Consider the following 23,431-nt stretch of genomic DNA (forward strand, 5'->3'; position numbering starts at 1 on the left):
CACGGTCCCGGCTCAAGTTCCGGGCACAGATGAAGTCGGACGAATCGGTCCGCGAGTTCCCTCGCCGCCACCAGAACGCGCCGAAAGCGCGAACCGCACTGCCGGACGGGCTCGCGCCCATGCGCCGGCCGGTCGGTACGCGGAGTCCCAGGACGCGCGCACCGCCGGGGCGCGGCCGGCGCGGATCGCGGGTGGCGGCCAGATAGCCTTGGGCGGAGCAGCGGATCGCCGACGCGGCGGACTTTCGGTGCGGGCCGCTCCGGGAACCGGGGTGTGCCGCGTCCGGCCGCAGGCCGCCGCCGGGCCCAGGACCGGGCGCCGCCGCGGTGGATCGGCGGTGTGCATCCCCCGGCCGGTTCGCCGAGGCCGAGCCGCGGGTGGGCCGTGATCGTTTGTATTCTCGGCGAACGCCCCCGCAACGCCCCGCGAGAGGACACCATGACCACGGAGCTGAGCCCCGACGCCCTGCCGGAACTGCTGGAACGGGCCAGGAAGGACTACGCGGCCCTCGCCGCACGCGGCCTCTCGCTGGACCTGACCCGGGGCAAGCCGGCGCCCGCGCAGCTGGACCTGGCCGAGGACCTGCTCAGCCTGCCCGACGGCCGGCACACCGCCGCCGACGGCACGGACGTGCGCAACTACGGCGGCCTCCAGGGCCTGCCCGAGCTGCGGGAGATCTTCGCCGACGCGCTCCAGGTGCCGGTCACGCAGCTCGTCGCGCTCGGCAACTCCAGCCTCGAACTGATGCACGACTGCCTGGTGCACGCGCTGCTCGGCCGGGTGCCGGGGGCCGAATCGCGCTGGGTCGACCAGGAGCGCATCGCCTTCCTGTGCCCGGTGCCCGGCTACGACCGCCACTTCGCGCTGTGCGAGCGCTTCGGCATCGAGATGATCCCGGTGCCGATGACCCCCGACGGCCCCGACATGGACGAGGTCGAGCGGCTGGCCGCCGGCGACGCCGCCGTCAAGGGCATCTGGTGCGTGCCCAAGTACAGCAACCCCGACGGCGCCTGCTACAGCGACGAGACCGTGGCCCGCCTCGCCGCCATGTCCGCGGCCGCCCCCGACTTCCGGATCTTCTGGGACAACGCCTACGCCGTCCACCACCTCACCGACGAGCCCGTCGAGACCGCCGACCTCCTCGCGGCCTGCGCGGCGAGCGGCAATCCGGACCGGGTCTTCGTCTTCGGCTCCAGCTCCAAGGTGACCTTCGCCGGATCGGGCGTCGCCTTCTTCGGCGCCTCCCCCGACAACGTGCGCTGGCTGCTCGCCAACAATGCCAAGCGCTCCATCGGCCCGGACAAGGTCAACCAGCTGCGCCACGCGCTGTTCCTGCGCGACGCGGCGGGCCTGCGCGCGCACATGGCGCGCCAGCGCGAGCTGCTGCGCCCCAAGTTCGACGCCGTGCAGCGCATCCTGGCCGCCGAACTCGGCGGCACCGGCCTCGCCGAGTGGACCGACCCCAAGGGCGGCTACTTCGTCACCCTCCGCGTCCCGGACGGCTGCGCCAAGGAGGTCGTCCGCCGCGCCTCGGAGGCCGGCATCGTCCTCACCCCGGCCGGTGCCACCCACCCCTACGGCGACGACCCGCGCGACGCCACCATCCGCATCGCGCCGACCTTCCCCGTCCAGGACGACCTGGAGCAGGCCATGCTCGGCCTCACCACCTGCGTCCGCCTGGTCGGCTACGAGAAGCTCTCGGCGAGCTGACGGCTCCCGCCCGCCCCGTGCATGCACGGGGCGGGCGGGGCCGGTCAGTGGTGGCCGCCGTGGTCCTCAGGTGCTTGGTCGGCCGGGTGTGCCGATGCCGGGAGGACGGGGGCGGTGACGCTCATCTCGGTGCCGCTGCGGAACACGAGGTCGACGTCGACGCGGTCGCCCTCGGCGATCGGGGCGGCGCCCACGGCCATCAGGTGGAAGCCGTCCGGGCGCAGTTCCGTCGAGCCGCCCGGCGGGACCGGGATCTCGTCGACCGGACGCATGTCCGCGCCGCCCGGGTCCTCGGCGAGAACCAGGTCGAAGCCCTCCGCCGATGGCGAGGACGCGCCGACCAGCGCGTCCTCGGCGGCCGCGGCGTTGGCGGCCGCCAGGTAGACGGCGAAGCGCTCGGCACCGGCCGGATCGGGGATCCACGCCTCGGAGACGGTGATCGCCCCGGCGGCCGCGCCGCCGCGGTCTCCGCCGGGTGCCGCGGCCGCGCTCGGTTCCCGGTCGGGCGCGGACGCCGCCGGCGACGCGCTCGCCGGGGCGTCCGCGCCGCCCCCGCAGCCGCCGAGCGCCACGGCCGGGGCGAGGCAGAGCGCCGCGGCCACCACCCGCCTGCTCCACCTGCTCACCGCCGCCCCCTGACCCTGTCGTCGCCGAAGGGCTCGGACGCGGCGTCGCCGCCGCGGTCGGCTTCGGCGGAGCGGAGGGCGGCGGCCAGGTCCTCGCGGGCGCGGGCCACACGGGAGCGGACGGTGCCGACCGGGACGCCGGCCATCCGGGCGGCCTCGGCGTAGGAGAAGCCTTCGAGCTGGGTGAGGACGAAGGCGGAGCGGCGCGGTTCGGCGACGGTGGCGAGGAGGTCGAGCAGGGCGTACTCCTCGTCGAAGGCGCTGGGGGCGGCGCGTCCGAGCGGGGTGACGGCCTCCCAGTCCTCGACGCCGACGGTGCGCGGCCGCGCCGAGGCGGCCCGGTACTGGTCGACGACGGTGTGCCGGGCGATGGAGCGCAGCCAGGAGCGGACGGGCGCCCGGCCGGCGAAGCCGGGGAGGCTGCGGATGGCGCGCAGGTAGGTCTCCTGGGTGAGGTCCTCCACCAGGTCGGGGGCTGCCATGCCGCGGATGAAGCGGCTGACGTCGGGGCGGGTCTCCTGGAACAGCCGGGCGAGGGCGGCCTGGTCGCCCCCTGCGACGGCGGCGATCGCCAGGTCGGTGAGCGCGAGGTCGTCCATCGCGCGGCCGGCGCCCGGCCGCCCGTGCGGGCGGGCGGGGTGGGGCCGGTCGGTTCGCGGCGGCGCGGTGCGGGTGCCGCCCGCCGGTCTTGCTGTGTCGTCCACGTCTTCTCTGTCCTCCGCTGGTGCCCGCCGCCGCGCCGCTGGCGGGCGACGGGGGGCCGCGCCGGGCGCGCGGGGCGCCTCGGCGGGCAGGATCGGGCAGCGCGGCACACCGTGGGGCGGGAAGGCCGCACGGCAGGCGCGGGTGGCATGGCGCGCGCCCGAACGGACCCCCGGACGGGGATCAGGCGGGCGCGGCGGAGGGGGCGCGGGGCGGCCCGCGCAGCACCACGACGTGGCGGAGCAGCCGGACGGCGGCCGCACGCGGGCGCGGAGCCGGGGCGGGGGCGCGCCTGGGGCGGTCCGGCGCGGGCGGCCGGTCGAACCAGCGGGCCAGCAGGCCGAGCAGCACCGCGCGGACGAAGCGGGCGAAGGCGAAGCCGGCCGCCTCGCCGCGCCGCAGCCACCAGGCGCTGACCACCACCGCGAGCAGGTGCGCGAGCAGCATGCTGCCGCCGTCGCCGCCGCTGCCGGCGTCGGGGACGGCCATGCCCATCGAGGCGTGGGCCGAGAGCGCCGCCGACGCGCTCGCGGAGCCGTCGGACGGCATCGCGGTGGAGTACAGCAGGTGCAGCGCGAGCTGCCCCCACACCAGCCAGCCGCCGATGGCGAACTGGCTCTGCTCGCGCCGCGCGACCGCCCACGCCATCGCGTAGACCAGGAAGTACGCCGCGACCAGCACGGCCCACGGCACCGCGTGCCCCGACGACAGCGCGTGCCCGAGCGCCGACACCCCGACGCACACCGCGGCGAACACCGCGGCGCGCAGGCTTCGGGACGGCAGCATCTCAGGCACCGCCGCCCATCCTGGCAGCCGTTCCGGCGCCCCTCCCGCCGGGTCGCCGGAGCGGGGCGACGCGAGCGGCCGGCGGCGGAGCGGCGGCCCGGCGGGGGGCGGCAGGCTCGATCACCATCACGACCTCTGGTGCACCGACGTCACACGGCATATCGGCCGTAACCGGCCGTAACTCCAGTCCTCTGAAGTGTCACCGCGGGACGGAACTCGCGCAAGGCCCCAATTGCGAGCACCTCGCATGTGCAGGTCAGAACGCTCGGATTCGGCCATCCGGCGGCCGATCGGGAACCGGTCGCCGGATCGCCCCGACTTCTAGGACACGGTCGGCAGGACACGGACGAAGGAGCGTGCGGGTGAGGAGTGCGGAGCGTGGACGGGGAGGTCCCCGGCGCTTGCGGCCGCCGGCGGCCGCGGCGGGCGCCGCCGTGCTGGCGCTGCTGGCGGGCTGCGGGACCGGCGCCGCGGACCCGGCGGCCGCCGGCGGCACGGCCATGGCGGACGCCGGCTGCCCGCCGCCGCCTGCCATGGCCGAGGCGCCCGAGCGGGTGGTGACCATGGACGGCGGCGCCGCCGCCATCCTGCGCGAGCTGGGCCTGGCGGACCGGGTGGTCGGCACCGCCGCGCCCGACTTCTTCGACGCCTTCGACGGGGAGGCGAGGGCCGAGCTGGCGGAGATCCCCGTGCTGGACGAGCGGCAGGGCAACCGCGAGGCCGTGGTGGCGGCCGAGCCGGACCTGGTGATGGGGATCTCCGTGTACTCCTTCGGCGCCTTCGACGGCACCCCGACGGTCCAGGAGCTCAACGACGCGGGCATCGAGGCGCTGACCTCGTGTCCGGGGAGCGGCACGGTGACCGGGATCGGGGAGACGGAGACCTTCATCGAGCACACCGCCGAGGTCTTCGGCGTGCCCGAGCGCGGTGCCGAGCTGGTCGAACGCATCCGCGGGCAGATCGCCGACGCCGCCGAGCTGCACGCCGGCCGGCGCCCGGTGCGCGTGCTGGTCACCTCGGCGCCCGCGGAGGGCGGCCAGGGCTTCTACACGCTGGGCGCGAACAGCCTCGCCAACGGCATCGTCACCCTGGCGGGCGGGGAGAACATCGCGGCCGGGATCGACCGCGACATCACCGAGATCAACGCCGAGGCGGTGGCGGCCGCCGATCCCGAGGCGGTCCTGGTGGTGTCGGGCTTCTCCCCGCTGGACGACGCGGAGCTGGTCGACTCGATCCGGTCGAGCCCGATGCTGGCCGGGACGGCGGCGGTGCGCGACGACCGCTTCACCCTGCTGCCGCAGAGCATCCTGCTGTCGCCGAGTGTGCTGAACGGTGAGGCCGTGGCCCGGCTGGCCGAGGCGCTGCACGGCGGCGGGAGCTGAGCCGTGGCCCTGGACACGGAGCGCCCCCGCACCCCGGCGCCGGACGCGCGGCCCCTGGCGCGGCCGCCGCTGCCGGTGCTGCTGGCGGTGCTGACGGCCCTGCTGCTCGGCTCGGTCGTGCTGGCGATCGGCATCGGGCCGGTCTCCATCGCCCCCGGCACGGTGGCCCGCGTGCTCGCGGACCGGCTGCTGGGCGCCGGTCCGCCGGAGTCGACCGACGCCTTCATCGTGTGGCGGCTGCGGGCGCCGCGGGTGGTCGAGGGCGTGTTCGTCGGCGCGGGTTTGGCGGTGGCGGGCACAGTGGCGCAGGCCCTGGTGCGCAACCCCGTCGCCGACCCCTACGTGCTCGGCCTGTCCTCGGGCGCGAGCGTGGGCGCGGTGCTGGTGCTCACCACCGTCGGCGCCACCGCCGCCGGCACGATGACCCTGCCGCTGGCCGCCTTCCTCGGCGCGCTCGCGGCCGGCGTGGGGGTGTTCGCGCTGGCCCGCACCGGCGGGATGCTGCACCCGCTGCGGCTGATCATGGTGGGCATCGCCGTCGGCCAGCTGCTCGGCGGGCTGACCTCCTTCCTGGTGCTGCGGGCCGGCTCCACCGACGCCCAGCAGCAGGTCATGTTCTGGCTGCTGGGCAGCCTGGCCGGCGCCCAGTGGCCGCTCGCGCTCACCTGCGCCGCCGTGGTCGGCGCGGTCACGGCCGCGCTGCTCGCGGCGGCGAACCGGCTGAACGTGCTGGTGCTCGGCGACGAGGGCGCCGCCGCGCTCGGCATGGACGCCACCCGCACCCGCGGCCTGCTCTTCCTGGCCACGGGCCTGCTCACCGGGACCGTGGTGGCGGTGTCGGGCACGATCGGCTTCGTCGGCCTGGTGGTGCCGAACCTGACCCGGCTGCTGGTGGGCGCCGACCACCGACGGGTGCTGCCGGTCGCCGCCCTCCTCGGCGCGCTGCTGCTGGTCTGGGCCGACACGGCCGCCCGCATGGTGCTCGCCCCCTCGGAGCTGCCGATCGGCATCCTCACCGCGATGGTGGGCGTCCCGTTCTTCGTCTGGGCGCTGCGCCGCAACGGGATGGGGGCGGCGTGAGGCTGCGGGTGCGCGGGCTGACCGCGGGCTGGACCTCGGTCCCCGCGGTGTCGGGGATCGATCTGGACATCGCCGAGGGGCGGCTGACGGCGCTGGTCGGGCCGAACGGCAGCGGTAAGTCGACCCTGCTCAAGACGGTCTACCGGGCGCTGCGGCCCGCGTCGGGGCTGCTGCTGCTCGGCGAGGACGACCTGTGGCGGCTGCCGCGCCGCGAGGTGGCGCGGACGGTGGGGGTGCTCGGGCAGGACCAGCACGGCGGCTTCGACTTCACCGCCCGCGAGGCCGTCGCGCTCGGCCGCGCCCCGCACCTGGGCCCGTTCGGGCGGCTGGGCCCCGGCGACGCCGCCACCGTCGCCGAGTGCCTGGCCGCGACGGGCTGCGCCGAGCTGGCCGAGCGGCCGGTCTCGACGCTGTCGGGCGGCGAGCGCCAGCGGGTGCTGCTCGCCCGCGCGCTGGCGCAGCGGCCCCGGCTGCTGGTGCTGGACGAGCCCACCAACCACCTGGATCCGCGGCACCAGTTCGAGGTGCTGGAGCTGGTGCGGGGGAAGGGGATCACCGTGATCGCCGCACTGCACTCACTGGACCTGGCCGCCTACTACGCGGACCGGGTGGTCGTGCTGCACGAGGGCACCGTCGCGGCGGCCGGTCCGCCGCGCGAGCTGCTCACGCCCGAACTGCTCAGGCGCGTCTTCGGTATCGAGGCCAGCCTGCTCACCGACCCGGTCGACGGCCGGCCCCGGCTGCTCATCCGCCCGTCCCGCATCCCGTCCGTCCAGGAGGCGAACCCGTCATGACCAGCGACCGAGGACCCGTCATCGGGATTCTGTTCTTCCGGGACGTCGACGAGCTGGACGCCGTCGGCCCGTGGGAGGTGCTGAAGTTCTGGGCCGAGCACGTCGCACCGGGCCGGCCGCGCGTGCTGTCCATCGGCCCCGGCGGCCGGCCGGTGCGCTGCGCCAAGGGGCTGCGGGTGGTCACCGACACCACCATGGCCCGGGCGCCGCGGCTCGACGTGCTCGTCCACCCGGGCGGGCCCGGCACCCGCCCGCGGCTGAAGAACGACGCACACCTGGAGTGGGTCCGCCGCCGGCGGGCCACCACCCCGCTGCTGGCCAGCGTCTGCACCGGCTCACTGGTCTACGCCGCCGCCGGGCTGCTGGCCAACCGCCGCGCCACCACGCACTGGCGCTCCCTCGACCTGCTCACCGAGCTCGACCACACCATCGAGGTGCAGCGCGAGGTGCGCTTCGTGGACGAGGGCGACATCATCACCAGCGCGGGCGTCTCCGCGGGCATCGACATGGCCCTGCACCTGGTCGCCCGGATCGACTCCCCCGCCGCCGCCCAGACCGTCCGGCACGCCCTCCAGTACGAGCCCGGCCCGGTCACCGCCTGAGGCGCCCCCGGGGCGGCGGACGGCGCCGGGCGTCATACACTACGGGGGTACCGTCTGTACTCAGACGCGGAGGATCGGCGCTGATCGGACGGGGTGGCGGTGCGCGGCGGAGCCGCCTGCTTCGACCGGGTACGTTTGCGCGGGCCAGGCCGAGCGGGCGTCCACCGGCTTGACGTTACCCTAGGGGGGTATGGTATCTCTTGATCCCGGCGGTAATCGACCCGGTCGCCGCCGGACCGTACGCTCCCCGTTCACCACACACTTTTTCGGAGGTTCCGATGGCCGTCGCCGTTTACACCGTTGAGGGCATGACCTGCGGGCACTGCGTCAGCGCTGTCAGCGAGGAAGTCGGCCAGGTGCCGGGCGTGACCGGCGTCGAGGTGAGCCTGGAGTCCGGCGCGGTCACCGTCACCAGCGAGGCGCCGGTGGACGGCGCGCTGGTGCGGGCCGCCGTCGAAGAGGCCGGCTACACGATGAAGGCCGAGTGATGAACGTCCCGGCACGGCTCGGCCTGTACGGGCTCGGGCTCGCCGCCGCCTTCGGCGGCGCGGTGGCGGTCGGAACCGTCGCCGCGCCGCTGCTGCCCGCGGCGGCGGCGCCCGAGCAGGCGGCCCACGACGCGGCCGGGGATGGCGGGCACGGCGCCGCCCCCGAGGCCGACGAGCACGGAGACGGCCACGGCTCCGGCGGCACCGGCGCGCCGGTGCCGTCCGGCCTGCAGATCTCCGCCGAGGGCTACACGCTCGACCTGGTCGAGCGGCCCGCGGACGGCGGCGAACTGGCGTACCGGGTGCTGGGCCCCGACGGCGAGCCCGTCACCCGCTTCGACGTCTCGCACGACGAGCGGATGCACCTGATCGTGGTCGGCCGCGACATGACCGGCTTCCGGCACGTCCACCCGGAGATGGCCGACGACGGCACCTGGAGCATCCCGATGGAGCCGGGCGATCCCGGCGCCTACCGGATGTTCGCCGACTTCGTGCCGACCGGCGACGACCCCCTCACCCTCGGCGCCGACCTGCTGGTGCCCGGCGAGAGCGAGCCCCGGCCGCTGCCGGAGCCGCGGCGCACCGCCGAGGTCGACGGGTACACCGTCACCCTGGAGGGCGAGCTGGTGCCCGGCCGCACCAGCGAGCTGACGCTGAGCGTCAGCCGCGGCGGCGAGCCCGTCACGGACCTGGAGCCCTACCTCGGCGCCTACGGGCACCTGGTGGCGCTGCGCGACGGCGACCTCGCCTACCTGCACGTCCACCCCGATGGCACCCCCGGCGACGGAGGCACCGAGCCGGGTCCGGAGATCACCTTCCAGGCCGAGGTGCCGTCCACCGGCCACTACCGGCTGTTCCTGGACTTCCAGCACGGCGGCGAGGTGCGCACCGCCGAGTTCACCGCCGCGGCGGAGGGCACGGTGCCCCTCGACCCGGGCGCTTCGAGCGGTACGGAGCACGCCGATGACGGCCACACGCACTGACGCCCCGCCCCCGGCGGGCGGCGCGACGACGACGATTAAGACCAGCAGTACGCGCGGCGGGCGGCCGCAGGCCCCGCCGCGCGGGGCACGGGGGTGGCGATGAGCACCGCGAGCGCGCGGCAGGACCGCGTCGAACTGGTGATCGGCGGCATGACCTGCGCGTCCTGCGCGATGCGGGTGGAGAAGCGGCTCAACAAACTCGACGGCGTCACCGCCAGCGTCAACTACGCCACCGAGAAGGCGCAGGTGGTGTTCGACGGCCCGCCGCTGGCCACCGAGGAGCTGATCGCGCAGGTCGAGAAGGCCGGCTACACGGCGGCGCTCCCGGCGCCGCCGGCCGCCCCCGCCGCCGAGGACGCCGGGCCGGCCGAGGACCCCGTCCGCCCGCTGCGCGACCGGCTGCTGGTCAGCGCGGTGCTGTCCGCGCCGGTGGTGGCGATGGCGATGGTCCCGGCGCTCCAGTTCACCTACTGGCAGTGGGCCTCCCTGGCGCTGGCCGCCCCGGTGCTGGTCTGGGGCGCGCTCCCCTTCCACCGGGCGGCCTGGAAGAACCTTCGGCTCGGCGCGGCCACGATGGACACGCTGGTCTCGCTCGGCACGATCGCCGCCTTCGCCTGGTCGCTGTACGCGTTGTTCCTCGGCACGGCCGGGGTGCCCGGCATGACGCACCCCTTCGAGCTGACCATCGCCCGCACCGACGGCTCGGCCAACATCTACCTGGAGGTGGCGGCCGGCGTCACCACCTTCATCCTGGCCGGACGCTACTTCGAGGCGCGCTCCAAGCGCCGGGCCGGCGCGGCGCTGCGCGCCCTGCTGGACCTCGGCGCCAAGGACGTGGCGGTGCTGCGCGGCGGCGCCGAGCGGCGGGTGCCGGTCGGCGAGCTGGCCGTCGGCGACCGCTTCGTGGTGCGGCCCGGCGAGAAGGTGGCCGCCGACGGCACCGTTGACGAGGGCACCTCAGCCGTCGACATGAGCATGCTGACCGGCGAGTCGGTGCCGGTCGAGGTGGGGCCGGGCTCCGCCGTGGCGGGCGGCACCGTCAACGCCGGGGGCCGCCTGGTGGTGCGCGCCGACCGGGTCGGCGACGACACCCGGCTGGCCCAGATGGCGCGGCTGGTGGAGGAGGCGCAGAGCGGCAAGGCCGAGGTGCAGCGGCTCGCCGACCGGGTGTCGGGCGTCTTCGTCCCGATCGTGATCGTGCTGGCCATCGCGACGCTCGGCTTCTGGATCGGCACCGGAGCGCCGGCCTCGGCCGCGTTCACCGCCGCCGTGGCGGTGCTAATCATCGCCTGCCCGTGCGCGCTCGGCCTGGCCACCCCCACCGCGCTGCTGGTGGGCACCGGCCGGGGCGCCCAGCTGGGCATCCTGATCAAGGGCCCCGAGGTGCTGGAGAGCACCCGCTCCGTCGACACGGTCGTGCTGGACAAGACCGGCACGGTCACCACCGGCCGGATGGCGCTGGCCCGGGTGGCCGTCGCCGAGGGCGAGGACGAGGACGAACTGCTGCGGCTGGCCGGGGCGCTGGAGAACGCCTCGGAGCACCCGGTGGCCAAGGCGATCGCCGCCGGGGCCGCCGCACGCGTCGGCACTCTTGGCGCGGTCGAGGACTTCGCCAGTGTGGCGGGCCAGGGCGTCCAGGGCGTGGTGGACGGCCACGCCGTGCTGGCCGGACGCGAGTCGCTGCTGGCCGAGTGGTCCCAGCGGCTGCCCGAGCCGCTGCGCGCGGCCAAGGCGGCCGCCGAGGCCGAGGGCATGACCGCGGTGGCGGTCGGCTGGGACGGCCGGGCGCGCGGCGTCCTCGCGGTGGCCGACACGGTCAAGCCCACCAGCGCCCGCGCCGTCGCCCAGCTGCGCGAGCTCGGCCTGACCCCCATCCTGCTCACCGGGGACAACGCCGCCGCGGCCCGCTCCGTCGCCGACCAGGTCGGCATCGACGAGGTGATCGCCGAAGTGCTGCCCGAGCAGAAGGTCGACGCCGTCAAGCGGCTGCAGGCGCAGGGTCGCAGGGTCGCGATGGTCGGCGACGGCGTCAACGACGCCGCCGCACTGGCCCAGGCCGATCTGGGCCTGGCCATGGGCACCGGCACCGACGTCGCCATCGAGGCCGGCGACCTCACCCTCGTCCGCGGCGACCTGCGCACCGCCGCCGACGCCATCCGCCTGTCCCGCCGCACCTTCGCCACCATCCGCGGCAACCTGTTCTGGGCCTTCGCCTACAACGTCGCCGCCCTGCCCCTGGCGGCCGCGGGCCTGCTCAACCCGATGATCGCCGGGGCCGCCATGGCCTTCTCCAGCGTCTTCGTGGTCAGCAACAGCCTCCGCCTGCGCGGCTTCAGGCCGCTGGCGGGCAATGAGGACGGCCCCGCCGCTCCCCCCGTCCCCGCTCCAGTCCCCCAGGTCCGCACCGGCTGACGGGGGCGCCGGTGCGCGCCGCGGCCGGCGGTCCCCGCGAACGGGGCCGCCGGCCGCGGCCGTGCCTGCCGGGCGCCCGAATCCCTAGAACAGGGCCCCCGCCAGCAGCCCCGCCGCGGCCGCGAGGAGGAGGCCGTCGATGGTGCGCCAGTGCATGAGGCGGATGACGGTCTCGAAGGGGTCACCGGGCTCGGTGGCCAGCCGGCCGGACTGGCGCAGCACGCCGCCCGCGCGGCCGAGGCCGTGCAGGGCGCCGGCGGCGGCGCCGACCAGGGCGGCCGTGGCGGGATCGCCGCTGAGGGCGGCCAGCATGGGGAAGAGCCAGGTGCCCGCGACGGGATTGCGGGTCATGATGCCCGGGCCCAGGGTGGCGCCCCAGACGGCGGCGCGGCCGGCGTAGCCGCGGCCGGCCACCCACTGCTTGGGCACCTGCCAGCTGCGGCCGGGCGGGCGCAGCGACAGGGCGAGCACTTCGGGGATGCCGTACAGCACCGTGTAGGCCAGCGCGACGGCGAGCAGCACGGCCGTCGGCACGGTGGCCAGTAGCGCGCTGACCGGTGCCCACACCAGGGCGGCGGGCAGCGCGAAGACCAGCAGCAGCCAGGCGACGCGGAGCGGGGCCCCTCTCCCGGAGGGGGCGGCCAGGGTGGTGGCCGCGTTGACGCCTCAAGGGGCGTCGCTCTTGCCGTAACCGGTCGTCCAGGCGAGTACCGCGGCGGCGGCCGGCAGCAGGGCCGGGTGCGGTGCGGTCACGGCCAGCGCGGCCGCGCCCCCCGCCAGGAGGAGCGCGGCCGCCGCCGGTCCGAGCCGGCCGGCCGACCAGCGGGCCCGGACTTCGGTCATGTCTGCGCCGACCGCGCCGACAGCTGGGCCTCCTGCTCGACGCTCGCCATCACGGCGCGGACGTCGGCGGGAGTACGGCAGCCGCCGCACAGGACGCCGCTCAGGCAGCCGCAGGTGGTGCCGCAACTGCTGTTGCGCCAGCAGTCGTAGCAGACCCGGTAGCCGTGGCCGCCGGAGCCCTGCCCGGTGCAGGCGGTCCAGTAGCCGCTCGCGTAGATGCAGGGCGAGCAGCCGGAGCTGGTCGTGCAGACGGCGTAGCCCGAGGGGCAGCCGCGCTGCTCGGGGCCGCTGGGACAGCCGCTGCAGTAGACCCCGCGCGGCGGGACGCAGGAGCACGACTGCGCGGCCGCCGCGGAGGGCGAGACGATCTGGCCCGCCGCCACACCGGCCAGCACGGCCGCCGTGCCGCGCAGCATCTTGCTCAGGCCCTCGCGCCTGCTGATCCGGCGGGCCGTCTGGTCGGACGCGTCCGCGATGTACTTGTCGATCTTGTCAGGACTTGATCTGCCCCACATGGGCGCTCCTTCTGTCGAGTGCGTGTTGGATCTGCTCGGAGGACCAGGCGGGACCCGACTCGGCGATGGCGCCGTCGGCTCCGACGAGGTAGAAGTGCGGGGTGCCGTCGACCCGGTAGCTGCCGACGGTCTCGCGCTCGATCAGCACCACCGGGGCGCGGGCGCCGGCGAACGCGGGGGTGCGCTCCACGAAGGAGGCGGGCTCGGCCGTGGCCACCAGCACCCGGACCGGGTCAGGCCCGGCCAGCTCCAGGGCCATGTCGATGCGGGCCATCGCGTCGACGCAGGCGTTGCAGGAGGGGTCGGCGAAGACCAGCAGTGTGGGCTCGCCCTCGGGGGTGAAGCTGCCCTGCTGCTCGGGCCGGCGCGCGTCGCGGTAGTCGAAGCGCGGCGCCCGGGCGCCGACGGCGAGGCCGTGCTGGTGGTCGCGCGGCCGGACCTGGAGCAGCTGCGCGAGCTGCCGGTACATGATGAAGATGAGCGCGGCGAGCACGAACAGCAGCGCCCACTGCGCGAACAGCAGGTAGGTGGGGACCGTGGTCATCTGAGCGCCCCTTCGCGACGGGCCGGGCCGAGGGTGGCGGCGGCTTGGGCGACGGCCGTCCCGACCGCCGCGATGGCACCGACCAGCAGGACGGTGTTGAGCGGGCCGCCCAGGACGAGCGGGTCCACGGCTCCGCCCGGCCGCCACGCGGCCAGCACGGCGCCGGCCAGCAGCAGCGCCGCCTGCACGACGCCCCAGGGCCCGAAGCGCTCCTGGCCCAGGCCGCCGAAGCAGTTGCACGGCGCGCCGCGGTCGCGCACCGCGCCGACGACGGCGGTGACCAGCAGCCCGGTGCAGAAGGCGGCGCACGCCAGTGCGGCGGGCACCGAGGCGGGCACCAGCAGCAGCCAGCCGCCCAGCGCCACCTCGGCGAGGGTCACCCCGGCCGCGATCGCACGCGGGGCGGGGCCGTCGCGCAGGACCATGGGCAGGAAGGTGCGGATCGTCGCCGCGAAGGCGCGCAGCCCCCACAGCTTGGCGAATCCCGCGGTGAGTAGAACGGTTGCGGTCGCGATTCCGGCCAGCGTACTTAAAATCGCCACCCGACCCCCAATTGTCGTTTATCGGGCAGGCGCTTTTCCGGTCAGCCGCCACAGCGATTCCAGCTGCCAGGCATGGTTGACCAGACTGGAGGCGCCCACTTTCCCATCGGGTCCGACCAGGACCACGAACGGCATGACGCGGATGTTGTAGCGGTGGTAGACGGAATTCGGCACGAGCACCACGGGGCTGTCGACACCGAGGACCGTGAGTTCGCCGACCACCTCGCGGGAGTACTCGCGGGCCAGCACGATGGTCTCCAGTTCGTCGCCGGCCTCGTCGGCCAGCGCCCGCAGCCCCTCGACCACGCCCGGGAAGGAGTTCAGCGAGTGGTCGGCGAAGACGAGCAGCTGCCAGCGCCCGGGAGCGGGCGAGCGGCGCCGGGTGCCGCCGAGGTCGTCGGCCTCCCACTCGGGTGCGGTGCGGCCGCGCTCCAGGCCGTCGCGTGCGACGCCGGCCCGGCTCTGCAGGATCAGCTGGGCGATCGTCACAACGGCGAGAACCGCGACCAGGATCAGCAGAGCGGCCACCACGACAAAAGCCCACGTGAACACAGCGGTCATCGGCGACCCACCCTTTTCCGTGCTTATCGGTCAAGGTGCACACGAGGATTGAAACCCGCAAAATTTCCGCTGTCAACTACAAATTTTGACGCGCATACCGGCCTAAACAGGACACTTAGCGGACCGGCGATACACCCGGATCAGTGAACGGCCGGAATTGATCTTGAGGAAATCGATCATGTATTCACGATCTTCAGCCCGAGATCACCGAATGCGCCGCGCATACGACGAGCCCGTCCGCGCCGTCGCGCCCGGCCCCCGTACCGGCGGGCCGCAGCCCGCCGCGCGATGATGTCCGGATGGACACCCCCGCCGCCGACATCGACATCGACGCGCCCTTGGTGGCGCGGTTGGTCGCCGCCCAGCACCCCGACCTCGCCGGGACGCCGGCCCTGGCCGCGAACGGATGGGACAACGCCCTCTACCGGCTGGGCGACGAGCTGTGCGTGCGGCTGCCGCGCCGCCGCGTCGCGGCCGGGCTCCTCCGCAACGAGCAGCGCTGGCTGCCCGTACTGGCCGAGCGGGTGCGGGTGCCGGTGCCCGCGCCGGTCCGCGTCGGGCGGCCGAGCGAGGACTACCCGTGGCCGTGGTCGATCACCCCGTGGTTCGCGGGCCGCCCGGCCGTCGAGGCGCCGCCCGCCGTGCGCACCGCGATCGCGGCGGAACTGGCGGAGTTCACCGCCGAGCTGCACGGCCCCGCGCCCGCCGGCGCCCCGCACAACCCCGTGCGCGGGATGCCGCTGGCGAGCCGCGCCGAGGCGGTGCGCGGGCGGCTGGCCGACCCCCGGCTGCCGCACGGCGCCGAGCTGCGCCGGATCTGGGACGAGGCGGCGGCCGCCCCGCCGTGGGAGGGACCGCCGGTGTGGCTCCACGGCGACCTGCACCCGGGCAACATCCTGCTCACCGACGACCCCGGCGGCGGCGCGCCCCGCCTCGCCGCCGTGATCGACTTCGGTGACCTCACCGCCGGCGACCCCGCCACCGACCTCGCCGCCGCCTGGCTGGTCTTCGACGCCGGCGGCCGGGCCGCCTTCCGCGCCCGCGTGGACGAGCTGTGCGGCACCGGTGCCGCCACCTGGGCGCGCGCCCGCGGCTGGGCGATCGGCATGGCCTCGGCCGTCGCGCTGAACTCCGCCGACGCCCCGCACATGGCCGCCATGGGCGCGCACGCCCTCGAACAGGCGCTGCTGGACGGCTGAGCCGGCGGCGGGCGGAGCGGGCGCGCCCCGCTCCGCCCGCCGCCCTCCTACACCGACGACAGCGCCGCCGTCGGCGGCATCCGGGCCGCCCGCGCCGCCGGGTACGCGCCCGCCAGCGCCCCGACCAGCACCGTCGCCGCCGCCGCGCCCGCCAGCACCCACAGCGGGAGCGCGAAGGGCCAGTCGCGGGTGGCGGCGAAGACCGCCGTGACGATGCCGCCCAGCACCGCCCCGCCGGTGCCGCCCAGCCCGGCCAGCAGCACCGACTCGCCGAGGAACTGCCGCCGCACATGGGCGCGGGTGGCGCCCAGGGCCCGCCGCAGCCCGATCTCGGTACGGCGCTCCAACACCGCGATGACCATCGTGTTGGCCACCCCGATCCCGCCGACCAGCAGCGCCACCCCGCCCAGGGCCAGCAGCAGCGTGGTCAGCGTCTCGTCGGCCGCCGCCTGCGCGGCCAGCGCGTCCGAGGGGCGGCTGACCGCCACCTCCTCGGGGTGCTCCGGGTTGACGGTGGCCGGCAGCAGCGCCTGCACCTCCTCGATCGCCGCCTCGTCGGAGCGCTCGTAGATGGTCGACGGCGAGCCGTCGAAACCCAGGATCTCGGTGGCGGCCGGCCAGCCGACCAGCGCCGCGGAGTCCAGCTCCGGCGCCAGCGCGACCGGGTCGAGGACGCCCACCACCGTGAACCACTCCCCGCCCAGCCAGACGCCCACGGTGCCGTCGGTCCGAGAGATCCCCAGCAGCTCGGCCGCGGTCGCCCCCAGCACCACCGTCGGGTACTCGGCCAGCGCCTCGTCCAGCCAGCGCCCGGAGGCGACGGTGCCGCCGACCGTGTCGAGCAGGTCGATCCGGGCCGCGTTCACGGCCAGCGCGTTGGTCTGGCCGGGGTCGATCTCGTCATTGCGGTACACGGCCGCGCCGGCGACCGCCCCGATGGCGCTGACGTCGGTGACCGCGGGGATCCGGTCGACCATGTCGACGCTCTCGGGCGGCAGCCGCACCTCCTCCCCGGTGAAGGACTGGCCGGGCGCCACCGTGAGCAGATTGGTGCCCAGCTCGCGCAGCTGCTGGTTGACCTGCTCGCGGCTGCTCGCCGAGATGCCGACCACCGCCACCATGGCGGCGACACCGACCGCGATGCCCAGCGCCGACAGGACCGCGCGCAGCGGCCGGGCGCTCAGCCCGGACGCCGCCACCCGCAGGGTGTCGCGCGGCCGCAGCCGCGACGGCGCCGGATCGCCCCGGCCGGACCCGGGCCGCCCGGCGCTCACCTGCCGCCCGCCTTCTCGTCGGAGGCGATCCGCCCGTCGCGGATGTGCACCTGCCGGGGCAGCTCGGCGGCCACGTCGTGGTCGTGGGTGATGACCACCACCGTGGTGCCGCCGTCGTGCAGCTCGTGCAGCAGCTTGAGCACGGCCGCGCCGGACGCGGAGTCCAGCGCCCCCGTGGGCTCGTCCGCGAGCAGCAGCGAGGGCGCGCCGACCAGGGCGCGCGCCACGGCGACGCGCTGGCGCTGGCCGCCGGACAGCTCGTTGGGCCGGTGGTGCACCCGGTCGGCCAGGCCGACCCGCTCCAGCGTGTCCAGCGCGCGCCGCCGCCGCTCGCCGAGCGGCATCCCGGTGTAGAGCAGGCCGTCGGCCACGTTGTCCACCGCCGTCACGCCCGCCGTCAGGAAGAACTGCTGGAAGACGAAGCCGATCCGGCGGGCCCGCAGCGCGGACAGCTGCCCGTCGCCCAGCTTTCCGACGTCCAGGCCGTCGATGCGGACCAGCCCCTCGTCGGCGCGGTCCAGGGTGCCGAGGATGTTGAGCAGCGTCGACTTGCCCGAGCCGGACGGGCCGACGATGCCGACCAGCTCACCGGAGTCGATCCGCAGGTCCACGCCGTCCAGCGCGCGCACCGGCGGGGTACCGGGGTACCGGCGGTGCACGCCGGACAGCTCGACCACGGGCCGCCGCTCGGGGGCGGGCCGGGCCGCCGGCTCGGCGGCCAGGGTGGTGGCGCTCACCGTCCCGCCACCCCCACCACGGTGCCCTCGGCGATCCCGTCGCCCTCGACCTCCACCCGGCCCTGCGCGAACAGGCCGGCCTCGACCGGGACCACGGTGGTGCTCGCGGCCCCGTCCACGACCTCCAGGCCGTAGCCGCCCTCCGCGAGCGCCAGCAGCGCGTTGACGGGCACGGTCAGCACGTCCTCGCGCTGCTCGGCCTCGACCACCACGTCCACCGGGGAGCCGAGCAGGGCGTCGTCCACGTCCTCGCCCTCGATGGCCACCTCGACCTGGGCGACGGCGTCCTCGGCCCCGGCCGCCGCACCGCCGCCGCCGGCCTCGTCCGACCCGCCCTCGACCACGGCGACGTCGGTGACGGTGCCCGCCACCTCCTCGCCGCCGGGCAGCTGGACCGCGACCTCCTGGTCCACCTCGAACAGCTCCCGGTCGCCGACCGCGACGTCCAGCGACACGAGCTGGTCGGCGCCGGTGACGTCGAGCACCGGCGCGCCCGGCGACACGGCGGCGCCGCGATCGGCGCGCACGCCGTCCACCCGGCCCGCGCCGGGCAGCATTACCACGTCGGCGCGGCCGACCGTCCCGGTCTCCTCCGCGCCGATGTCGTCCTGCCAGGCGCGCACGGCCGCCTCGGTGCCCCAGTCGTAGTCCCCGTCGACGGAGAAGCCGTCGTAGCCCAGCTCGGAGAGGTTCTCCTCCAGCTGCTCCACGTCGTCGCCGCTGTCGCCGGGGCCGAGGTCGCGGAACATCGGCACCTCGCCGTACATGGCGGTCACCGGCCGCTCGTCGATCCGGAACAGCTCGGTGCCGCGCTCGATCTGCGAGCCCTGCTCGGCGGTGGCGGTGACGGTGCCCTGCGCGGCGGCCGGCACGGCGGTCGGCTCGCCGTGGCCCAGCACGCCGCCGAAGGACTCGGCGACGGTGAGCGTCTGCCGGGTGACCTCGGTGGTGGCGACCGGCGGCGCGGCGGCGCCGGCCGAAGCGGCGCCGCCGTCCTGCGCGGCGTACCAGTAGCCGGCGCCCGCGCCCACCGGCACGGCGATGCCGAGCGCCACCCAGACCAGGCCGAGGCGGCGGCGCCGCTTCGGCCCGCCCTCCGCCGCGGCGGCGGTGCCGGCCTCCGGCGGCGGGGCCGCGCCGCTCGCGGCCGGCGCCTCGGCCGCCGTCGCGGCCGCCGGCTCGGGCGCCGCGTCCTCGGGGCGCTCGGAGCGCTCGGTGGCCGGGGCGCTCACTGCCGGCCCCCGGGCGGGCCGAACATGACGGGCTGGCCGCCGAGCGAGGAGCGGCAGGCGCCCATCGCCTCCTGGAACTCCGCGGAGTTCGGGTCGGCGCCCTCGGGCATGCTCAGCGAGCCGTCGGCATTGGGGTCGGGCATGTCGATGCCGTTCTCCTGCATGCAGGCGGTGAAGTCGCGCATCGCCGCCATCCGCTCCTCGTCGGCGGGAGGCGGCTCACCGCCGTTGGGCATCTCCGACCGGCAGTCCTGCAGCGCCTCCTGCGTCGCGGGATCGTCCATGTCGAACTGCGACGTGTCGATCCGCGGGTTGTTCGGGTCCGGGTCGGGCACGTCGATGCCGTGGTCGCGCATGCAGTCGTAGAAGGCGAGCATCGCCTCCCCGGCGGCGGCCGCGCCGGTGGCGGCGCCGCCCCCGGCCGCGCCGGTGCCGGTCGTCTCGTCGCCCTGCGCGCCCCCGCCGCAGCCGGCCAGCCCGGCCGCCAGCAGCAGCGCGGGGACGATCGTCCATGGATTTCGCACGGGTCTCCCCCTGAGAGCGAGTGGTGCCCGGCGCCGCGAACGCACCGCGGCGGCCGGGCCGATCGCCGCTCAGCGTGCCGAAGGGCGGTCAGGTTCCGGTTAGCAGCCGGTCAGCCCCCTGTTCTCTTAACGAACCCTCAGCTTCGCAGGCGACACTGCCGCCATGCCGGCACGCATTCTCATCGCCGAGGACGACCACAAGCAGGCCGACCTGGTCCGCCGCTTCCTGGAGCACGAGGGCCACGCCACCACGGTCGTGCACGACGGCCGCAGCGCGATCGAGGAGACGCGGCGGCGCCGCCCCGACCTGCTGGTGCTCGACCTGATGCTCCCCGCCGTCGACGGCCTGGACGTCTGCCGGGTGCTGCGCACCGAGCAGGACATCCCGATCATCATGCTCACCGCCCGCGCCGGAGAGGACGACCTGCTGCTCGGGCTGGCGCTGGGCGCCGACGACTACGTCACCAAGCCCTACAGCCCGCGCGAGCTGGCCGCCCGGGTGCGCACCGTGCTGCGGCGCGCCGCCCGCACCACGCCCAGCGAGCCCGGGCCGTACCGGGTCGGCGGCCTGGTCATCGACCCCGAGCGGCACCAGGTGCACGTCGGCGGGCGGCCGGTGGAGACCACCCCGGCCGAGTTCAAGCTGCTCGCCTGCCTGGCGGCGGCGCCGGGCCGCGCCTTCACCCGGCCGCTGCTGCTGGAGCAGGTGTCGGCGGGCCGCGACGCCACCGGCCGCACCATCGACGTGCACGTGATGAACCTGCGCCGCAAGATCGAAGAGGTCCCCACCCGGCCGCGCTACCTGCTCACCGTGTACGGCGTCGGCTACAAGCTGGCCGAGCCCGGCGAGGGCTCGGCCGACGGCGATGCGCCGTAGCCTGCTGCTGCGGCTGCTCGGGCTCTCGCTGGCCGTCGCCTCGCTCGCCGTCGCCGCCACCGCGCTGCTGGCCACCTACGGCACCGGCACCCAGCTGCGCGAGCAGGCCGAGAGCAGCCCCTCCCTGCTGGAGACCGACGCCTCCATCCGCGACGCGCTGCTCACCTACGCCCGCGACCACGGCGACTGGTCCGGTGTGCACGGGCTGGTCCGCGAGCTGGCCGCCGAGACCGGCCGCCGGATCGCGCTCACCACCCCGGACGGGAGCACCATCGCCGACTCCGCCGAACTCCTCGGCCAGGGCGCGGCCGAGCTGCCCTCCGTGCCGGCGGCCCGGATCGACGCGGCCGACCCCGGCGCGCAGGTCGCCCAGATCCACTCGGAGTTCGCCCGCGCGATCGACCCCCAGCTCATCCTGGCGCACCGGGGGTGGCGGCTCACCGAGCAGGAGCAGCGGCACCGCCAGGAGCTGGCCGAGCAGGCGCTGGAGTGCCTGCGCGAGCAGGACGGCGGCGGCGGGCCCGACCCCTCCGGGCAGGGGCCGGTGGAGTACGACCCGGCCGACGGCTCGATCGTCGTCACCTACAACTGGCTGTTCGGCTCGGCGGGGGGCGGCGGGGACCCCGGGCCGCACGCCTCGGAGTGCGTCCCCCCGGAGATGTACGCCCCCAGCGCCGCCGCACGGGAGCTGAACGAGGAGACCGTTGCGCTGACCGCCGCCTGCCTGGACCGCGAGGGCATCGCCTACCGACTGGCCGCCGACGCCGCCGGCGTACAGGCGGTGGAGCCGGTCGACGGCTCCGACCAGGCGCCGCGGTGGGCCGAGTGCGAGTCGAGCGCGCAGCGGGCCGCGCTGCGGCCGCTCGTCGCCGAACCCGCCGACCTCTACCTCGGCACCAGCGACCGCTTCGACGCCTTCTCCCCGCAGGGCTGGTGGCGCACGGCCGCCACCGCGCTGGCCGTGCTGGCCGCGGCCGCGGTGGTGACCGTGCTGGCCGGGCGGCGGCTGGTGCGGCCCATCCTGGCGCTGACCGAGGCCGCCCAGCGGATGGCGGCCGGGGACCGCGCCGCCCGGGTGCCGGTGACCGGCGGCGACGAGGTCACCCGGCTCGGCACCGCCTTCAACGCCATGGCCGAGTCCATCGAAAGCAGCGACCGCCAGCGCAAGGCGCTGGTCAGCGACGTGGCGCACGAGCTGCGCACCCCGCTGGCCAATGTGCGAAGCCACTTGGAGGCCGCCGAGGACGGCGTGGTGCCGCTGGACCGCGCGCTGATCGCCTCGCTACTGGAGGAGTCGGCCCTGCTGGAACGGCTCGTCGCCGACCTCCAGGATCTCGCGCTCGCCGACGCCGGGATGCTGCGCGTCCACCCCGAGGAGCGCGACGCCGCCGACCTCGCCGCCCAGGCGGTGGCCGCCCACCGCGCCCGCGCCGAGGAGTCGGGCGTCACCGTCGCGGTGGACGCCCCCGAGCCGGTGCCCGTGCACGCCGACCCGGCCCGGCTCCGCCAGGCGCTCGGCAACCTCGTGTCCAACGCCGTCCGGCACACCCCGTCCGGCGGCACCGTGCGGGTGTCGGCCCGCCGCACCGCCGACGGCGCCGTGCTCACCGTCGCCGACTCCGGTAGCGGCATCGGCGCCGAGCACCTGCCGCACATCTTCGACCGCTTCTACCGCGCCGACCCGTCCCGCACCCGCGCCACCGGCGGCGGCGGGCTGGGCCTCGCCATCACCAGGCACCTGGTCGAAGCCCACCACGGCCGCGTCGAGGTGGCCAGCACTCCCGGCAGCGGCTCCGTCTTCACCATCCACCTCCCCGACGCCCGCCACCTGGACGGACGCCCGGACTGAGCGGGCGGCGGCTCAGCCGCGCCCGGTGTCGCCGGGCAGCCGCGCGGTGTCGCCGGGGTCGCCGGACGTCCGCGCGGGCTCGGCGGGAGCGGGCTCGGCGGCGGGCTCGTCGCGGTCGGGCGTGGCGGGCAGCCGCACGGTGCCGTCAGGGACCGGACCACCCGGCGCGGGCGCACCCGGCGCGGTGGTGCCGGCGGCGGAGCCCGCCGCCGGGGTGCCGGACGCGGTCGTGCCGAACAGCTGCGTGCCGGACGCGGGCGTGCCCGGCGCCCCGGCCAGGATGCGCTCGGCGACGTCCCAGCGGTGGCTGCCCTGCTGGAAGCGGACGCCGCGCTCCGCCCGGACCGCCTCCGCGAGCCGGCCGCGCCGCTCGTCGTCCAGCCCGCCCATCATCTCGGCGGCCACCTGCATGGCCCGGAACTGCTCGAAGCCGCTGCTCGCGGCGCGAATGGCCGCCAGCACCGCGTCGAAGTCGCGCAGCCCCGGATTGGCCTGCATGACGGCCAGCGCCGTGACGCGCCGGCCCTCGTCGCCGAACATCAGCCAGTCGCGCACCTGCTCCGGCTGGAAGGACTGCCCCTCGGCCATCAGCAGCGCGCGGTCGTAGACCTCGTCCAGCCGGCGGGCGCGCTCGGTGCCGCTCGGCATGGGCCCCCGCACCGCGCGGTAGTCGTCCGCGAGGGGCCCGGTCAGCCCCATCAGCGTGCGCGCCTCGGAGCGCAGCCGCTCCGCCGCCTGCCCGTCGCCCTGCCGCGCCGACTCCTCGGCCCACTGGAAGCGCTCCGCCGCCGCGGCGCGCAGCCTGCGGTTGAAGCCGCTGAACTCGATGCTCTCCAAGCGCTCCCGGAACAGGGCCAGCAGCAGCGCCAGCCCGCCGAACACGAGCAGCGCGACCTCGCCGTCGCGGGGCAGGAACACCGCGACCAGCCCGGCGATCGAGAACCCGATCCCCAGCCCGACGAGTACCACGGACAACCAGAACGACCACTTGCTCGGCGACACCACGACGACCTTCTTCCGGCGGGTTCACCCGAGCTGCGCCGCGGGTGCGGACGCTTCGCGATACTAGCCGGAATCGCCCGGCGGGTGCCGTTTCGGCGGTCTTCGGCCTCTTCCGGCCTCGGATCCGACCAGGTGGCTAGCATGGCGCATGGCCGCGGGCGGGTCGG

Annotated in this window: 25 protein-coding genes; 11 read left to right on the forward strand and 14 right to left on the reverse strand. The window is 75.9% G+C overall.

The features are described 5' to 3' along the window. Window positions 1–438 precede the first annotated feature (438 nt). A complete protein-coding gene (locus CLV72_RS18915) occupies window positions 439–1,710 on the forward strand; it encodes an aspartate aminotransferase type Ic (RefSeq protein ID WP_106248040.1) in 1,272 nt (423 codons plus the stop codon). A gap of 44 nt (window positions 1,711–1,754) precedes the next feature. Here CLV72_RS18915 and CLV72_RS18920 read toward each other — a convergent pair whose 3' ends face one another. The 3 genes from CLV72_RS18920 to CLV72_RS18930 form a co-directional block, all read right to left on the reverse strand. Then, window positions 1,755–2,336 carry a copper chaperone PCu(A)C gene (locus CLV72_RS18920; RefSeq protein ID WP_146159491.1) on the reverse strand — a complete coding sequence of 194 codons (582 nt, stop codon included), beginning with the start codon at window positions 2,334–2,336 and terminating at the stop codon, window positions 1,755–1,757. Beyond that, entirely contained in the window at window positions 2,333–3,040 is a 708-nt protein-coding gene (locus CLV72_RS18925) for a sigma-70 family RNA polymerase sigma factor (RefSeq protein ID WP_245930302.1), read from the reverse strand. The genes CLV72_RS18920 and CLV72_RS18925 overlap by 4 nt, the downstream gene beginning before the upstream one ends. A 181-nt stretch (window positions 3,041–3,221) precedes the next feature. Next, window positions 3,222–3,824: a hypothetical protein gene (locus tag CLV72_RS18930; protein WP_245930320.1), complete on the reverse strand. Its 603-nt coding sequence runs from the start codon at window positions 3,822–3,824 to the stop codon at window positions 3,222–3,224. Window positions 3,825–4,225: 401 nt separating this feature from the next. Between CLV72_RS18930 and CLV72_RS18935 the strand changes: the two genes are divergently transcribed. From CLV72_RS18935 to CLV72_RS18965, 7 genes are all read left to right on the forward strand, one after another. Continuing rightward, the gene (locus CLV72_RS18935) at window positions 4,226–5,206 is read left to right on the forward strand and encodes an ABC transporter substrate-binding protein (protein WP_245930303.1); all 981 of its coding nucleotides are present in this window, start codon (window positions 4,226–4,228) and stop codon (window positions 5,204–5,206) included. 3 nt (window positions 5,207–5,209) lie between these two features. Beyond that, the gene (locus tag CLV72_RS18940) at window positions 5,210–6,286 is read left to right on the forward strand and encodes a FecCD family ABC transporter permease (protein ID WP_245930304.1); all 1,077 of its coding nucleotides are present in this window, start codon (window positions 5,210–5,212) and stop codon (window positions 6,284–6,286) included. After that, complete coding sequence (locus CLV72_RS18945; RefSeq protein WP_106248047.1) at window positions 6,283–7,080, forward strand: ABC transporter ATP-binding protein; 798 nt, start codon at window positions 6,283–6,285, stop codon at window positions 7,078–7,080. The genes CLV72_RS18940 and CLV72_RS18945 overlap by 4 nt, the downstream gene beginning before the upstream one ends. Then, on the forward strand, window positions 7,077–7,682 hold the full coding sequence (locus tag CLV72_RS18950) for a DJ-1/PfpI family protein (RefSeq protein WP_106248050.1): 606 nt from the start codon (window positions 7,077–7,079) through the stop codon (window positions 7,680–7,682). The genes CLV72_RS18945 and CLV72_RS18950 overlap by 4 nt, the downstream gene beginning before the upstream one ends. Before the next feature lie 278 nt (window positions 7,683–7,960). Then, entirely contained in the window at window positions 7,961–8,170 is a 210-nt protein-coding gene (locus tag CLV72_RS18955; protein ID WP_106248053.1) for a heavy-metal-associated domain-containing protein, read from the forward strand. After that, window positions 8,170–9,153, forward strand: coding sequence for a hypothetical protein (locus CLV72_RS18960; RefSeq protein ID WP_106248055.1), 984 nt, complete (start codon window positions 8,170–8,172; stop codon window positions 9,151–9,153). The genes CLV72_RS18955 and CLV72_RS18960 overlap by 1 nt, the downstream gene beginning before the upstream one ends. Window positions 9,154–9,252: 99 nt before the next feature. Next, a complete protein-coding gene (locus CLV72_RS18965; protein ID WP_106248058.1) occupies window positions 9,253–11,565 on the forward strand; it encodes a heavy metal translocating P-type ATPase in 2,313 nt (770 codons plus the stop codon). 84 nt (window positions 11,566–11,649) lie between these two features. Here CLV72_RS18965 and CLV72_RS18970 read toward each other — a convergent pair whose 3' ends face one another. The 6 genes from CLV72_RS18970 to CLV72_RS18990 all read right to left on the reverse strand — a co-directional run bounded on the left by CLV72_RS18970 (window position 11,650) and on the right by CLV72_RS18990 (window position 14,570). Then, the gene (locus tag CLV72_RS18970; RefSeq protein ID WP_106248060.1) at window positions 11,650–12,132 is read right to left on the reverse strand and encodes a hypothetical protein; all 483 of its coding nucleotides are present in this window, start codon (window positions 12,130–12,132) and stop codon (window positions 11,650–11,652) included. A gap of 99 nt (window positions 12,133–12,231) precedes the next feature. Beyond that, window positions 12,232–12,408: a hypothetical protein gene (locus CLV72_RS32310; RefSeq protein WP_170141033.1), complete on the reverse strand. Its 177-nt coding sequence runs from the start codon at window positions 12,406–12,408 to the stop codon at window positions 12,232–12,234. Beyond that, on the reverse strand, window positions 12,405–12,923 hold the full coding sequence (locus tag CLV72_RS18975) for a hypothetical protein (protein WP_106248063.1): 519 nt from the start codon (window positions 12,921–12,923) through the stop codon (window positions 12,405–12,407). The genes CLV72_RS32310 and CLV72_RS18975 overlap by 4 nt, the downstream gene beginning before the upstream one ends. Further along, entirely contained in the window at window positions 12,901–13,467 is a 567-nt protein-coding gene (locus CLV72_RS18980) for a TlpA family protein disulfide reductase (protein WP_106248066.1), read from the reverse strand. The genes CLV72_RS18975 and CLV72_RS18980 overlap by 23 nt, the downstream gene beginning before the upstream one ends. Further along, a complete protein-coding gene (locus tag CLV72_RS18985; RefSeq protein ID WP_146159492.1) occupies window positions 13,464–14,009 on the reverse strand; it encodes a MauE/DoxX family redox-associated membrane protein in 546 nt (181 codons plus the stop codon). Before CLV72_RS18985 ends, CLV72_RS18980 begins: the two co-directional genes overlap by 4 nt. An 18-nt stretch (window positions 14,010–14,027) precedes the next feature. After that, window positions 14,028–14,570, reverse strand: coding sequence for a hypothetical protein (locus tag CLV72_RS18990; protein ID WP_146159493.1), 543 nt, complete (start codon window positions 14,568–14,570; stop codon window positions 14,028–14,030). A gap of 299 nt (window positions 14,571–14,869) precedes the next feature. On the opposite strand from CLV72_RS18990, the gene CLV72_RS18995 reads away from it, so the two are divergent. Continuing rightward, window positions 14,870–15,769 (forward strand): aminoglycoside phosphotransferase family protein, encoded by a 900-nt coding sequence (locus CLV72_RS18995; protein WP_106248074.1) that lies wholly within the window; start codon window positions 14,870–14,872, stop codon window positions 15,767–15,769. A gap of 47 nt (window positions 15,770–15,816) precedes the next feature. On the opposite strand, the gene CLV72_RS19000 is transcribed toward CLV72_RS18995, so the two are convergent. From CLV72_RS19000 to CLV72_RS19015, 4 genes are read right to left on the reverse strand one after another with little or no spacing between them, the layout of a single operon-like run. Then, window positions 15,817–17,043, reverse strand: a complete 1,227-nt coding sequence (locus tag CLV72_RS19000; RefSeq protein ID WP_106248077.1) for an ABC transporter permease — start codon at window positions 17,041–17,043, stop codon at window positions 15,817–15,819. Then, window positions 17,040–17,780 carry an ABC transporter ATP-binding protein gene (locus tag CLV72_RS19005; RefSeq protein WP_342755673.1) on the reverse strand — a complete coding sequence of 247 codons (741 nt, stop codon included), beginning with the start codon at window positions 17,778–17,780 and terminating at the stop codon, window positions 17,040–17,042. Before CLV72_RS19005 ends, CLV72_RS19000 begins: the two co-directional genes overlap by 4 nt. Continuing rightward, window positions 17,777–19,012 carry a peptidoglycan-binding protein gene (locus tag CLV72_RS19010; protein ID WP_106248080.1) on the reverse strand — a complete coding sequence of 412 codons (1,236 nt, stop codon included), beginning with the start codon at window positions 19,010–19,012 and terminating at the stop codon, window positions 17,777–17,779. The genes CLV72_RS19005 and CLV72_RS19010 overlap by 4 nt, the downstream gene beginning before the upstream one ends. Then, window positions 19,009–19,536 (reverse strand): hypothetical protein, encoded by a 528-nt coding sequence (locus CLV72_RS19015; protein WP_106248082.1) that lies wholly within the window; start codon window positions 19,534–19,536, stop codon window positions 19,009–19,011. The genes CLV72_RS19010 and CLV72_RS19015 overlap by 4 nt, the downstream gene beginning before the upstream one ends. Before the next feature lie 163 nt (window positions 19,537–19,699). On the opposite strand from CLV72_RS19015, the gene CLV72_RS19020 reads away from it, so the two are divergent. Together CLV72_RS19020 and CLV72_RS19025 are read left to right on the forward strand one after the other, a co-directional pair. Next, window positions 19,700–20,413: a response regulator transcription factor gene (locus CLV72_RS19020; RefSeq protein WP_106248084.1), complete on the forward strand. Its 714-nt coding sequence runs from the start codon at window positions 19,700–19,702 to the stop codon at window positions 20,411–20,413. After that, window positions 20,403–22,262 carry a sensor histidine kinase gene (locus tag CLV72_RS19025; protein WP_106248087.1) on the forward strand — a complete coding sequence of 620 codons (1,860 nt, stop codon included), beginning with the start codon at window positions 20,403–20,405 and terminating at the stop codon, window positions 22,260–22,262. The genes CLV72_RS19020 and CLV72_RS19025 overlap by 11 nt, the downstream gene beginning before the upstream one ends. 12 nt (window positions 22,263–22,274) lie before the next feature. On the opposite strand, the gene CLV72_RS19030 is transcribed toward CLV72_RS19025, so the two are convergent. Continuing rightward, window positions 22,275–23,267, reverse strand: coding sequence for a hypothetical protein (locus tag CLV72_RS19030; RefSeq protein WP_106248089.1), 993 nt, complete (start codon window positions 23,265–23,267; stop codon window positions 22,275–22,277). Window positions 23,268–23,431: the final 164 nt, after the last annotated feature.

The sequence above is a fragment of the Allonocardiopsis opalescens genome, assembly GCF_003002095.1.
GTDB classification, from domain to species: Bacteria; Actinomycetota; Actinomycetes; order Streptosporangiales; family Streptosporangiaceae; genus Allonocardiopsis; species Allonocardiopsis opalescens.

Coding starts and splice junctions, on each gene's coding strand:
- CLV72_RS18915 (WP_106248040.1), top strand. CDS start 439: ATGACCACGGAGCTGAGCCCCGACGCCCTGCCGGAACTGCTGGAACGG.
- CLV72_RS18930 (WP_245930320.1), bottom strand. CDS start 3,824: ATGCTGCCGTCCCGAAGCCTGCGCGCCGCGGTGTTCGCCGCGGTGTGC.
- CLV72_RS18950 (WP_106248050.1), top strand. CDS start 7,077: ATGACCAGCGACCGAGGACCCGTCATCGGGATTCTGTTCTTCCGGGAC.
- CLV72_RS18955 (WP_106248053.1), top strand. CDS start 7,961: ATGGCCGTCGCCGTTTACACCGTTGAGGGCATGACCTGCGGGCACTGC.
- CLV72_RS18960 (WP_106248055.1), top strand. CDS start 8,170: ATGAACGTCCCGGCACGGCTCGGCCTGTACGGGCTCGGGCTCGCCGCC.
- CLV72_RS18965 (WP_106248058.1), top strand. CDS start 9,253: ATGAGCACCGCGAGCGCGCGGCAGGACCGCGTCGAACTGGTGATCGGC.
- CLV72_RS32310 (WP_170141033.1), bottom strand. CDS start 12,408: ATGACCGAAGTCCGGGCCCGCTGGTCGGCCGGCCGGCTCGGACCGGCG.
- CLV72_RS18975 (WP_106248063.1), bottom strand. CDS start 12,923: ATGTGGGGCAGATCAAGTCCTGACAAGATCGACAAGTACATCGCGGAC.
- CLV72_RS18980 (WP_106248066.1), bottom strand. CDS start 13,467: ATGACCACGGTCCCCACCTACCTGCTGTTCGCGCAGTGGGCGCTGCTG.
- CLV72_RS18990 (WP_146159493.1), bottom strand. CDS start 14,570: ATGACCGCTGTGTTCACGTGGGCTTTTGTCGTGGTGGCCGCTCTGCTG.
- CLV72_RS18995 (WP_106248074.1), top strand. CDS start 14,870: ATGGACACCCCCGCCGCCGACATCGACATCGACGCGCCCTTGGTGGCG.
- CLV72_RS19020 (WP_106248084.1), top strand. CDS start 19,700: ATGCCGGCACGCATTCTCATCGCCGAGGACGACCACAAGCAGGCCGAC.
- CLV72_RS19025 (WP_106248087.1), top strand. CDS start 20,403: ATGCGCCGTAGCCTGCTGCTGCGGCTGCTCGGGCTCTCGCTGGCCGTC.